The organism is Corynebacterium genitalium ATCC 33030 (assembly GCF_000143825.1).
Classification (GTDB): Bacteria; Actinomycetota; Actinomycetes; order Mycobacteriales; family Mycobacteriaceae; genus Corynebacterium; species Corynebacterium genitalium.
Genome location: NZ_CM000961.1, coordinates 992,602 through 1,004,292, shown reverse-complemented (window position 1 = coordinate 1,004,292; position 11,691 = coordinate 992,602). Strand labels below are relative to the sequence as shown.

Sequence of the window (11,691 nt, the reverse complement as noted above, 5' to 3'; positions counted from 1 at the left end):
GATACTCCACCGAGCCTACAGCGCTGAACCGGCTCCCGTTCGGGCCTGAGCCAGGCGCTGCGGCAAGCGCTGCCACGGAGGGGAGGAAGAAAATCCCCGCATCATCGAATGCCAGCCGCGGCCGAACCGCCGCCGAACCTGGCACCGGCCACGCAGGGCTCGGTCGTCCATTCCCACCACAAGCTCGGGCACGAAGCGGATCGTCTCCCCCGCCCGCACCGCAAAAGAGAGCTGAATGTCGTCGTGCGATTCAGTGTCGGCAAGATCCAGCGTGCTGCCGACGGCCTGCCACCACTCGGTGCGAAACGAGCTGTTGGTCCCGAACAACGGCGGGTGGCCCAGGGCAGAACCGACCGAGAGACGGTAGATGGATAGGTAGAGGCGGGAAATGAGGTGGGGTGTGCCGTCGAAAAGCGCGGGGCCGGTGATCCCTACGGTGTGGGCAGGAGCGTGACGCCACTGCTGCTCCACCGTTTCCAGATATGTTTCCGGCAGCCACGCGTCCGCGTCGGTGCGGACGATGTAGTCGGCGCCTAACCCGCATGCCGCGTGATAACCCGCTGCCGCTGCCCATGTGATTCCACGACGCGCTTCCGTGATGACAGTCGCACCGTGCGCCGTGGCAACCTGCACTGAATCATCGTCCGACCCGTTGTCGACGACGGCCGTGAAATCCGCCGCGCGACGTTGCCGGTTGATGCTGCGCAGACAACGCTCGAGCAACTCCGCGTCATTGAGACACGGGATCACCACGGCGATTGTCGGACTAGCCACGCAGCAAGTCTAAGCCAGGGACACAAGCGCGGCCTGGTGCACGCGCAACGAAGACCCTGGCCAATCATGACCAGGGGCTTCAACGGATCGTGGGCCCTCCGGGGCTCGAACCCGGGACCTGCGGATTAAAAGTCCGTAGCTCTACCAACTGAGCTAAAGGCCCGCAGGGTCCCATGGTAAACCCTTGGGACCCCTCGCAAGTAATCGGGCCTGAAGTTCAGCCGACCGGAGTGCGGGCAGGAACTTAGTCCTGCTTCATCGTGCCGGTCTCTTCCATGCGGAGGTGGAAGTCGAAGGCGTGACGCAGGTCGTGCGGGGTGGACTGGTACTTGGACTTCGCGGCGCGCGCGACGTACTCCTCCAACAGCGGGCGGTAGGTCGGGTGGGCAATCGAAATCATCTTGGCCACGCGGTCGCGCGGAGCCAGGCCGCGCAGGTCAGCGACACCGTACTCGGTGATGAAGACCATCGCGTCGTGCTCGGTGTGGTCCACATGCGACACGAACGGCACGATGGCGGAGATGGCGCCGCTCTTCGCCTCCGACGGGGAGATGAAGGAGGATATGAATGCGTTACGGGTGAAGTCGCCGGAACCGCCCAGGGCGTTCATCAGGCGGGAGCCGTTGATGTGGGTGGAGTTGGCGTTACCGTAAATGTCCGCCTCGATCATGCCGTTGGTGGCAATCAAGCCTGTGCGGCGGATGACCTCCGGGTGGTTGGAGATGGACTGCGGGCGCAGGATGATGGACTCGCGGTAGCGGGATGCCTCGTTGTTCATCTTCTCCGCGTACTCCGGGGACAGGGAGAAGGAGGTTGCGGAAGCCACGGTCATCTTGCCGGCGTCGATCAGGTCGACCATGCCGTCCTGGATCACCTCGGTGTAGGCCTGGATGTTCTCGAACTTGGACTCCATCAGGCCCGCCATCACAGCGTTCGGGACATTGCCCACGCCGGACTGCATGACGTAGCCGTCGTAGGCGAGACGGCCAGCCTTGACCTCGTTCTCCAGGAAGTCCAGGAAGTTGCCGGCGATCTGCTCGGAGGTCTCGTCCGGCGCCTTGAAGGGTGCGTTACGGTCCGGGTCGTTGGTCTCCACCACAGCGACGACCTTCTCCGGGTCGATCTCGATGTAGGTGGTGCCGATGCGGTCGCCGGCCTTGGTGATCGGGACCGGGATGCGGTTCGGCAGCGGCGGCACGAGCCAGATGTCGTGCATGCCCTCGAGCTCCTCAGACTGCCACTCGTTGACCTCAATGATGATCTTCTTGGCAGCGTTAAGGAACTCCACGGAGTTACCCACGGAGGAAGACGGGATGATGTTGCCGCTCTCATCGATCCGCACAGCCTCAACGATGGCGACATCGAGGTCGCCGAAGAAGCCCTGCTCAACCATCATGCCGGAGTGGGACAGGTGGATGTCCTGGAACTTCATCTCACCCGAGTTGATCTTGTTACGCATCGTCGGGTCGGACTGGTACGGCATGCGGTAACGCAGCGCGTTCGCCTCAGCCAGCACGCCGTCGCACTCCGGAGCAGTGGAAGCACCAGTGAACAGATCGATGCTGAAGTCCTGGCCCTTATCATGGGCGGCCTTCGCCTTCTCCGCGATGGCGGTCGGCAGCGCCTTCGGGTAGCCCGCGCCGGTGAAGCCGGACATGCCGACCTTGTCGCCGTGCTCGACGAACTGGGCAGCCTCGTCGGCGGACATGACCTTGTCCCGCAGCTGCGCGTGCGAAATGCGGTCGCTCATCTTGTACTCCTTGTATGTCGCGTGTGCTTCTTTCACACCATTGTGACGCACCTGGCATTTTTGCGCCACTACCTAGTAAGTAACGTGGCCTGCGTCTCGACCGTGTCCGGGTTTGTGTCCGGCGTGGCCGAGCGGGAACAATGAGCGTTGTGATTACCACTGCCCCCCAACTGCGCATCGGCGGCATCGAACTCGCCTCGCCGGTCATCCTCGCTCCGATGGCCGGCGTGACGGACATGCCGTTCCGTGTGCTGTGCCGCGAGATCGAGGAAGATCTCACGGGCACGGTATCGGGACTGTACGTGTGCGAGATGATCACGGCCCGCGCGCTTGTGGAAGGCAACGAGAAGACCCTGCACATGACCACATTCGCGCCGCAGGAGACACCGCGGTCGATGCAGCTGTACACCGTCGACCCGGAATACACCTACAAGGCTGTCCGAATGATCGTCGAGGGCGACATGGCGGACCACGTGGATATGAACTTCGGCTGCCCCGTGCCCAAGGTGACCCGCCGCGGCGGCGGTTCCGCGATTCCGTACAAGCGCGGGCTGTACCGCAACATCGTCTCCGCCGCGGTCAAAGCAGCTGACGGCCGCGTTCCGGTCACCGTGAAGTTCCGCGTGGGCATTGACGACGAGCACAAGACCCACCTGGATGCCGGCCGCATCGCCGCTGAAGAAGGCGCATCGGCCGTCACACTGCACGCCCGCACGGCCGCCCAGCGTTATTCCGGCACCGCAGACTGGGACGAAATCTCCCGGCTGGTCGAGCATATGGACGGCACGGGGATCCCCGTGCTGGGCAACGGCGACATCTTCGCCTCCACCGACGCAGAAGAGATGATGGAGCGCACCGCCTGCGACGGTGTCGTCGTCGGCCGCGGCTGCCTTGGCCGGCCGTGGCTCTTCGCCCAGCTCTCCGCCCAACTGCGCGGCGAAGTGGTTCCGGCAGAACCGACGCTTGGCCAAGTCGCCCGCATCATGGCCCGCCACGGTGAGCTGCTCGCCGCCCACAACGGCGAAGAGCGTGGGTGCCGCGAGCTACGCAAGCACGTCGGCTGGTACCTGCGCGGCTTCCCCGTCGGCGGCCAATTCCGCAGCGAGCTCGCCCGTGTGTCCACGCTCGAGGAGCTCCACTCCCACCTATCCGCTATTTTCGACTCCGACGCCATGGCCGAAGCCGCCGACGAAGCCCGCGGCCGCAAAGGCTCCAGCGCGAAGGTCGTTCTGCCCGAAGGGTGGCTGGACGATCCCGAGGATGACGCGGTGCCTGTTGGGGCGGAGATTGAGAACTCGGGCGGGTAACGTCATAAAGCATGCGAACCGCCTACCGCGACCACCTCGACGCCTTCTCGCGCGACCTGCAGAGGATGAGCGACACTGTGCGCGCGATCATGAAGCATGCGTCGACCGCGGTGCTCGAGGCATCGCTTGACGACGCTGAAGCGGCCCTGACCGCGGCCGACTCCCTCAAAGAGATCCGCGACCGGTGCGAACGCCGCTCCATGCAGCTGCTCGCGCTGGAGAACCCGGTCGCCTCCGAGCTACGGCAGATCTTCACGTCAATCTACATTGTCGAAGACTTCAACCGCATGGGCGCGTTGGCCAAGCACATCGCCAATACGGCTCGGCTGCGCCACCCGGACCCGGTGGTGCCGCTTGACGGGCCGGGGGCGTCGTTACGCGAAAGCATCGTGGAGTTCGCCGGACGCACGGGCACGATGGGGGAACTGATCCACGACCAGCTCATCAGCCCCGACGCGGACCTCGCGCTGGAGATGAATGAACTTGATGACGCTGTCGATGACACCCACAAGCAACTCCTAACCACACTGACCAGCCGGGAGTGGGAAGGCCCCAACCGCCTCGCCGTCGACCTAGCGCTCATCGCGCGTTTTTACGAACGCTACGCCGATCACTGCGTCAACGTCGCCGCACGCATCGTTTTCCTCGTCACTGGCTTGACCCCGGAAAACTACATTGAAAGCAAAGACTCCGACGGCCAAGACGTGGAAATGGACGAACGTTTCCAGGAGCTCGAGCGCTACTTCGCTGAAGATTAGGCCGACGACTGTTCCGCACGCCCCGTCAACAGGGCGAAAGCCCTCCGGCCCGAAGACCGAAGGGCTTTACGTGGTATCCCGAAGAAGAGCGATTTAACCGAAGCGACCGGAGATGTAGTCTTCGGTCTCCTTGCGCTCCGGGTTCTCGAAGATGGTGGTGGTGTCGTTGAACTCCACCAGGTGGCCCGGCTTACCGGTGGCCTCGAGGGAGAAGAAGCCGGTCTTGTCGGACACGCGGGCTGCCTGCTGCATGTTGTGGGTCACGATGACGATGGTGTACTCGTCCTTCAGCTCGTGAATGAGGTCCTCAACAGCGAGGGTGGAAATCGGGTCCAGAGCGGAGCAGGGCTCGTCCATGAGGAGGACCTCAGGACGGACAGCGATCGCGCGAGCGATGCACAGACGCTGCTGCTGACCACCGGAAAGGCCGCCGCCCGGCTTGTCCAGACGGTCCTTGACCTCGTCCCAGAGGTTCGCACCGCGCAGGGACTGCTCGGTGATCTCCTTGAGCTTCTTCTTGTCCTTTTCACCCTGGAGGGTCAGGCCAGCGACGACGTTCTCCTCGATGGACATGGTCGGGAACGGGTTCGCTTTCTGGAACACCATGCCGACGGTGTTGCGCACTGCAACCGGGTCAACGTTGTCGGCGTAGATGTCGTGGCCGTCGAGGAGGACCTCGCCGTCGACGGAGGCGTTCGGGATGACCTCGTGCATGCGGTTGAGGGTGCGCAGCACGGTGGACTTGCCGCAACCAGACGGACCGATGAATGCGGTCACGGCCTGGCCGGGGATCTTCATGTTGACGCTCTGCACGGCGTGGAAGTCGCCGTAGTAAATGTCGAGATCGTTGAGCTCGAGCTTAGACATTGTGTTTTCTCCTGGAGAGTGAAAGGGGGTTAGCGGCTTACTTCTTGACCGAGTACTTGGACGCGATGAGGCGAGCAAGCAGGTTCAGGGCGACGACGATGAGGACCAGGGTGAGGGCAGCACCCCACAGGCGGTCAGTAACGGCCTGAGCCGAACCAGACTTCCACATGTCGAGCATGAACAGCGGCAGCGACGACTGCGGTCCTTCGAAGATGTTGAACGCGTTCATCACCTTCGTCGAACCCACGAGGATCAACACCGGAGCGGACTCGCCCATGACGCGGGCGACAGCCAGCATGATGCCGGTGACGATGCCGGACAGGGCCGTCGGCAAAACGATGCGGACGATCGTCTTCCATTTCGGCACGCCCAGTGCGTACGTGGCTTCTCGTAGGTCCATTGGGACGACACGGAGCATCTCCTCCGTATTTCGCACCACGATGGGGACCATCAGCAGGATCAGAGACAGGGCGACGGCGAAACCGGAGCGCTCCTGGCCGAGGATGGTGATCCACAGGGCGTAGATGAACAGGGCGGACACGATCGACGGGACACCGGAGAGGATGTCCACCATGAAGGTGGTCAGTTTGCCCAGACGGTTGCCGCCGGAGTACTCCACCAGGTAAATCGCGGTGAAGACACCGATCGGGATGGAGAACAGGGACGCGATGAGGGTTTGGACGAGGGTACCGACGATGGCGTGCGCTGCACCGCCGCCTGGGGCACGGGTACGCGCGCCACCCATGTCCTCAGTCCACCAATCGACGTCCAAGATCGGGCCAATGCCGCGGCTGACAAGGGTGAACAGCAGCCAGCCGAGCGGGATCAGTGCGAGGATCATGGCCAGCCACATCAGGCCGCCCATGAAGCCGTTGGTGAATTTACGGCCACCAGAAATGTCGGTGAACGGGTTGTCCCCGTCAGAGTTGGTGCGAGCCGGCTCGCGGGTTTCGGTGGCGGTTTCGGTTGCGGTTGCGGTTGCCGCGGCCGAACCAGCGGAGGCGCCGGTGGAGTCCTTGTCGGTCTTTACAACCTTGTCTTCCTTCACAACCTTGTCGGCCTTGTCTGCCTTGTCAGGCTGGCCAGAGTTGCCGGAATATGCAGTGCTCATGGCTACTCTCCTACTTGTTGACGATCGCGCGGGCGATCGAGTTGACGATGAAGGTCAGCAAGAACAGCACCAGGCCGGCAGCGATGTAGGCACCTGCCGAGACCTCGTTGTTGAACTCTGCGGACGCGTTTGCAATCGCGGTAGCGAAGGTGGTGCCGCCGTCAAACAGCGACCCACGAAAGGCACCACTCGGGGACACGACCATGTAGAGCGCCATGGTCTCACCGAGAGCGCGGCCCAGGCCAAGCATCGAGCCGGCGATGTAGCCAGACAGGCCGAACGGCAGCACGGTCATGCGGATGACTTCCCAGCGGGTAGCACCGAGTGCCAGAGCGGACTCGATCTGGCCGGGAGGGGTCTGCACGAAGACCTCACGCGCAGTCGCGGCGATGACCGGGAGGATCATGATCGCCAGGACGATGCCACCGGTGAGGATGTTACGGCTGGTGGCGAAGGCCGGCGAGTTACCGTCCGCAGTGAACAGGAATGTGTTCCCGAGGAAGGTGCCGTGGACCCATTCGTAGAAACCGGACAGTGCTGGGCCGAGGACCTGCGCACCCCACAGACCGTAAACGATGGACGGCACGGCGGCGAGCATGTCCACCAGCGTTGCCAGCGGGCGAACCAGCTGCTTCGGCGCGTAGTTGGACAGGAAGATGGCGATGCCCAGGGCGATCGGCATAGCGATGATCAGGGCGATGATCGAGACCATCATGGTCACAAAGAACAGGTTCGGAATACCGAACTGCATGTTCTCCAGGTTCGAGGTCTGCCAGGGACCGGTGTAGGTGAAGAAGTTCTCCTTGTTCAGGCGCAGCGGCTTGATCGCCTGCAGCACGAGGAACAGACCGACGGCCGCGATGATCACAGTGATCAGCGCCGCGGAAATGGTGGAGAGAGCTTCGAAGATGCGGTCGCCCGGGCGCTTGACGCCAGCGCCTCCGCCGGAGGTGTGGCCAGTTGCGGGGGTGTCAGAAACTGCGGGGTCCTGGCCCTTCTCGCGCGGTGTGGCCTGGGAGGAGCTGACCACCGCATCTTCGCGAGTGGCAGGTCCGGCGCCGCGGTCGTCGTGCTCAGTTGCCGGCAATTCGTTGTCAGCCATAGTGACGAATCCTTTGTGTGAAAGTTCTGAATGCGGTGCTCCGCTCATGCGGGTCCGCAGAAGAAGACATGTGGTTTCTCAGTTAGAACTCAGAAACTCGTTGCCACAAAGACATACCCCCGGCTCACTTCGGTAGCAGGGGGTATGCCGGTCGGCTAGGACCGCAGTCCTAGGCGACCATCAAAAGCGCTTAGCTGATGGCTTCGACAGACTCACGCAGCTTGTCAGCGAACTCGCCGGAAACCGGGATGAAGCCAGCGTCCTCGAGCTCTTCGTCCTGGGACTCCAGAACGACGGTCAGGAAGTCCTTGACCTGGTTGCGGGTCTTCTCGTCGTCGTACTTGGAGCAGACGATCTCGTAGGTGGTCAGGATGAGCGGGTAGGAGTCAGCCTCCTGCTGGGCGAAGAGAGCGTCAGCGTCGACGACCATGTCGTTGCCCTCGGACTTGAACTCGACCTTATCCAGAGCAGCGTTGACGGTGTCGTTGTTCAGCTCGACCGGGCCATTGCCGAAGTCGACGTTAGCAACGCCGAGCTCGAGGTCGCGGGCGTAGCCAGCCTCAACGTAGGTGATGGCACCGTTGGTGGCGTTGACCTGCTCAGCAACAGCGGTGGAGCCGTTAGCACCAGCGCCGACCTTCTGCGGGAATGCCTTGCCTTCGCCTTCCCACTTGCCGTCGGAAGCAGCAGACAGGAACTTCTGGAAGTTGTCGGAGGTACCGGACTCGTCAGAGCGGTAGATCACGGAGATCTCCTGGTCCGGCAGGTCTGCGCCATCGTTGTTCTCAGCGATCTTCGGGTCGTTCCACTTGGTGATGGTGCCGTCGAAAATCTCAACGATGTTGTCGATGGACAGGTTCAGGTCCTCAACGCCCTCAAGGTTGTAGGCGACAGCGACCGGGCCGATGACCATCGGCAGGTGCCATGCGTCGTTGCCACCGCAACGCTCCTTGGCCTGCTCAACCTCGCCCTTGTCCTCCTTCAGCGGGGAGTCAGAGCCGGCGAAAGCAGCCTGGTTGCCCACGAAGTTCTTGATGCCGCTACCGGAACCGGTTGCGTTGTACGCGAGGTTGGCGCCGTCGACAGCCTCAGCGTAGCGGGAACCGAAGTAGTCCATGGCGTTTGCCTGAGAGGTAGCACCCTCAGCAACGAGCTGGCCGGACTCGCCGGACAGGCCCTCGATTTCACCGGTGTCGGTGCTCTCGTTTGCGGAGTCGTTGGAGTTGTCGCCGTTGTCTGCGGAGTCGCCGCAAGCGACCAGGGAAACGGAGGTCAGTGCTGCAAGGCCGGCGAGAGCGGCGGTGCGCTTGATGTTACGGATCACGGGATACCTTTCCGGTGCGAATTCAGATCTTCTTCTGAGCATCGGTCCCAAGCCGCCGTGGTCACGGATGCGCGTTTTCGCGCGCCAGTCACCGTGGCTGGGTGCTCACGTATGGGAAAGCTACGGGCTGCGCGTTAACCCAACAGGTTCTAAACGGTGAACAATGCGTTAACTTTGTGGTCTCCTGTGAATTAGTGGTGCGTTCTATGTCACAAAGTGCGCTGATTTGAGTAGACAACATGGCGTTCCGCGACGCTAAACCCCATGTCTACGTACCTTTTCACCGCTGGCTCGTTGTCTGACTCCACGTACAGGATGACGCGCTGCGCACCGCCATTCACCAAGTGCTCCAGCCCGGCGCGCATCAGCGGTTCGCCTAGCCCGGTGCCACGGTAATTGCTCGCCAATCCGACAACGTAGACCTCACCGAGAGTGCGGGAATGCCGCTTCGTCCAGTGGAATCCCGCTAACGCCGGCCCGCCGGAAACATCCCACAGCAGCCGCACGCCGTTCGGGTCGAACCAGTCCGTGTCCATTCCCTCTTTCAGCCGGTTCAGATCCCAGCCGCCTTGCTCGGGGTGCCACGAAAACGCGTCGTTGTTCACAGCGAGCCATTGCTTATCGACGTCTTCGCGCCCCCACTTGCCCACCGCCTCCGCGTAACTGATGTCCTCTATATGGGAGCCACCCGCCCACGATGCGATCTCGCCCAGCAATTCATCCGTGCCCCGCGCGACGGCCGCCAGCTTCTCTCCCGCGACATCCATGACAAGCAGCTCGCGCACAACATCGAGGTCAAGAGATGCTCCGAGCGCCTGCGCTGCAGGCAGGTTTCCGTGCGCCCACAAACCAGCGTCGTCACGGCGCTGCAGCACCTCCCGCGCCAACGCTGCGCCTACTCCAGCACCGCGCCGCGGCGGGTCGACTGCCAGCTCGGCCGATCCGTCGGGGGCGAGGGCGGCGAGGCCAGCAAGGGAGCCGTCGATAAGCGCCGCGATGTGCGTGTGCTCATCGCCGTTGAGACCGCGGACGAAGGCCTCGGAGAACACCTCCACGCCATCGTGCTCAGCAGCGCGGGCGAGGATATCGCGCGCCGCCCCGGCTGTGTCAGCGTCGCGGTCGCGGAAGGAAACAGTGGTAATGGAAACGTCCGTCATGCCCCCAGGCTACGGTAAAAGGCATGGCGGACGGCACGACATTGGCGCAGTGGCAGACAACGCCGCGCACGGGGCTCAAAGCCGGCGCAGTGGTCGCTGGAGTCCTTGCGGTTGTGCTCGGAATCGGGTTCGTGACAGACGCGGCGGGCACGGCGAGCATCGAGAAGCGCTTGGCGGCGAACGCACGCGCCGCAGACGATTTGGCGGCAGACCCGGAGACGTACGTCGGCGGTTTTCCGTTCGCACAGGTCCGCTTCACCGATGAGGTGCCACGCGTGAGTTTCCAGGCGCTCGATGTGCAGGTAGACGGCATTGGCATCGCCAATTCCCGCACCGACATCTACGAGATCACGATCCCCGCAGATAAGGCCTACGCCGCTGACTTCATTGGTGCGCGCGCCAAACGCGTGGAGAACACGCTGTCGCTCGATGGCGTCGCATTCGGCCAGTTACTGGGCATGACGGACCTGGACATCGCCAACCCGTACAACATCTCCCCGACCGGCGGCAGCGAGGCCGAAGCCCAGCTCTCCGGCACCGTCCCCGGCACAGAGGAGAAAACCACCGCGGTGGTCACCCTGCGTCTGACCGGCACAACCTTCCGCATGGAGCCGAAGCAGCTTATCGACGTCCCCGACGCGCTCACCGACACCGTCACCTCCGCCTACACCCTCGAACTAGACACCCGCGACCTACCGATCGGTGCGCAGGCAGACAAAGTCGACGTCTCCGGCGGCTCCATCCGCTTTTCTGCACAACGCCGGGATGTGGAGCTGACCCAAGACATGCTCTCGCCGGTAGCCGCCACTGCCCGTTAGGTCCCGCGGTGACTACTGTGGGTAGGCATGGACAACACCGACAACTGCACGACCCCTGAGCGCAACGCCCTGGACGGCAACGAGGCAGTCAACCTCGCCGCAGAGCAGTCGAAGAACACCGCGCACCGCAACATCCCGGCGCTAGGGCTCGATGAAATCCCGCTTCCGGACGACACCGCGAACCTGCGCGAAGGCCCCAGCCTGCACGACGGCCTCCTGGCACTGCTGCCACTGGTGGGCGTCTGGCAGGGCACCGGCCAAGCCGTCGACGACAGCGCTGCTGACGGCGACGCCGCCGAATACGCCTTCGGCCAGCAACTGATCATCTCCCACGACGGTGAGAACTACCTGCGCTTCGACTCCCGCACGTGGCGCATCGATGCTGACGGCAACCCCGTCGGCGCCGATCAGCGCGAGACCGGCTTCTGGCGCATCTCCCTCGACGACGCCATCGAGGTCACCCTGACCAACTCCCGCGGCCTGGTGGAGATCATGTACGGCGAGCCCGTCAACGAGCGCGCCTGGCAGCTGCAGTCGGCCTCGACCATCGCCACGGAGACCGGCCCCGCCACCCACGGCCCCGGCAAGCGCCTGTACGGTCTCATGCCGAACAACAACTTGGGCTGGGTCGACGAGCGGGTCGCCGCCGGCTCCACCCAGGACGACATCACCTTCATCCCCTACATGTCGGGCGAGCTCAAGCGCGTGGCTGGTTAACGGTCT

At 63.3% G+C, this 11,691-nt stretch carries 11 protein-coding genes and 1 tRNA gene; 4 read left to right on the top strand and 8 right to left on the bottom strand.

Annotated elements, in window-relative coordinates:
- Positions 1-15 precede the first annotated feature (15 nt).
- The 3 genes from HMPREF0291_RS04675 to HMPREF0291_RS04665 form a co-directional block, all read right to left on the bottom strand.
- The gene (locus HMPREF0291_RS04675) at positions 16-774 is read right to left on the bottom strand and encodes a glycosyltransferase family 2 protein (protein ID WP_040423505.1); all 759 of its coding nucleotides are present in this window, start codon (positions 772-774) and stop codon (positions 16-18) included.
- A 90-nt stretch (positions 775-864) separates the two neighbouring features.
- Positions 865-937 (bottom strand) — tRNA-Lys (locus HMPREF0291_RS04670).
- Positions 938-1,018: 81 nt separating this feature from the next.
- Positions 1,019-2,524 (bottom strand): acetyl-CoA hydrolase/transferase family protein, encoded by a 1,506-nt coding sequence (locus HMPREF0291_RS04665; protein ID WP_040423503.1) that lies wholly within the window; start codon positions 2,522-2,524, stop codon positions 1,019-1,021.
- A 140-nt stretch (positions 2,525-2,664) separates the two neighbouring features.
- Here HMPREF0291_RS04665 and dusB point away from each other — a divergent pair, with 140 nt between their 5' ends.
- Together dusB and HMPREF0291_RS04655 are read left to right on the top strand one after the other, a co-directional pair.
- A complete protein-coding gene (gene dusB / locus HMPREF0291_RS04660; RefSeq protein ID WP_005288709.1) occupies positions 2,665-3,831 on the top strand; it encodes a tRNA dihydrouridine synthase DusB in 1,167 nt (388 codons plus the stop codon).
- Between the two features lie 11 nt (positions 3,832-3,842).
- Positions 3,843-4,589, top strand: coding sequence for a phosphate signaling complex PhoU family protein (locus tag HMPREF0291_RS04655; RefSeq protein WP_005288706.1), 747 nt, complete (start codon positions 3,843-3,845; stop codon positions 4,587-4,589).
- 93 nt (positions 4,590-4,682) lie between these two features.
- Here the strand turns inward: HMPREF0291_RS04655 and pstB are convergent, their stop codons facing one another.
- From pstB to mshD, 5 genes are all read right to left on the bottom strand, one after another.
- Complete coding sequence (gene pstB, locus HMPREF0291_RS04650) at positions 4,683-5,456, bottom strand: phosphate ABC transporter ATP-binding protein PstB (protein ID WP_005288704.1); 774 nt, start codon at positions 5,454-5,456, stop codon at positions 4,683-4,685.
- A 37-nt stretch (positions 5,457-5,493) separates the two neighbouring features.
- A complete protein-coding gene (gene pstA / locus HMPREF0291_RS04645) occupies positions 5,494-6,567 on the bottom strand; it encodes a phosphate ABC transporter permease PstA (RefSeq protein ID WP_005288702.1) in 1,074 nt (357 codons plus the stop codon).
- 10 nt (positions 6,568-6,577) lie between these two features.
- Positions 6,578-7,669 carry a phosphate ABC transporter permease subunit PstC gene (gene pstC, locus HMPREF0291_RS04640; RefSeq protein ID WP_005288699.1) on the bottom strand — a complete coding sequence of 364 codons (1,092 nt, stop codon included), beginning with the start codon at positions 7,667-7,669 and terminating at the stop codon, positions 6,578-6,580.
- Positions 7,670-7,859: 190 nt separating this feature from the next.
- Positions 7,860-9,035 (bottom strand): phosphate ABC transporter substrate-binding protein PstS, encoded by a 1,176-nt coding sequence (pstS, locus tag HMPREF0291_RS04635; RefSeq protein WP_005288696.1) that lies wholly within the window; start codon positions 9,033-9,035, stop codon positions 7,860-7,862.
- 167 nt (positions 9,036-9,202) lie between these two features.
- The gene (mshD, locus tag HMPREF0291_RS04630) at positions 9,203-10,150 is read right to left on the bottom strand and encodes a mycothiol synthase (protein ID WP_005288694.1); all 948 of its coding nucleotides are present in this window, start codon (positions 10,148-10,150) and stop codon (positions 9,203-9,205) included.
- A gap of 23 nt (positions 10,151-10,173) precedes the next feature.
- Here mshD and HMPREF0291_RS04625 point away from each other — a divergent pair, with 23 nt between their 5' ends.
- Both HMPREF0291_RS04625 and HMPREF0291_RS04620 read left to right on the top strand, forming a co-directional pair.
- Complete coding sequence (locus HMPREF0291_RS04625) at positions 10,174-10,968, top strand: LmeA family phospholipid-binding protein (RefSeq protein ID WP_005288691.1); 795 nt, start codon at positions 10,174-10,176, stop codon at positions 10,966-10,968.
- A 27-nt stretch (positions 10,969-10,995) separates the two neighbouring features.
- Positions 10,996-11,685, top strand: coding sequence for a heme-binding beta-barrel domain-containing protein (locus HMPREF0291_RS04620; RefSeq protein ID WP_005288688.1), 690 nt, complete (start codon positions 10,996-10,998; stop codon positions 11,683-11,685).
- The last annotated feature ends 6 nt before the right edge of the window (positions 11,686-11,691 follow it).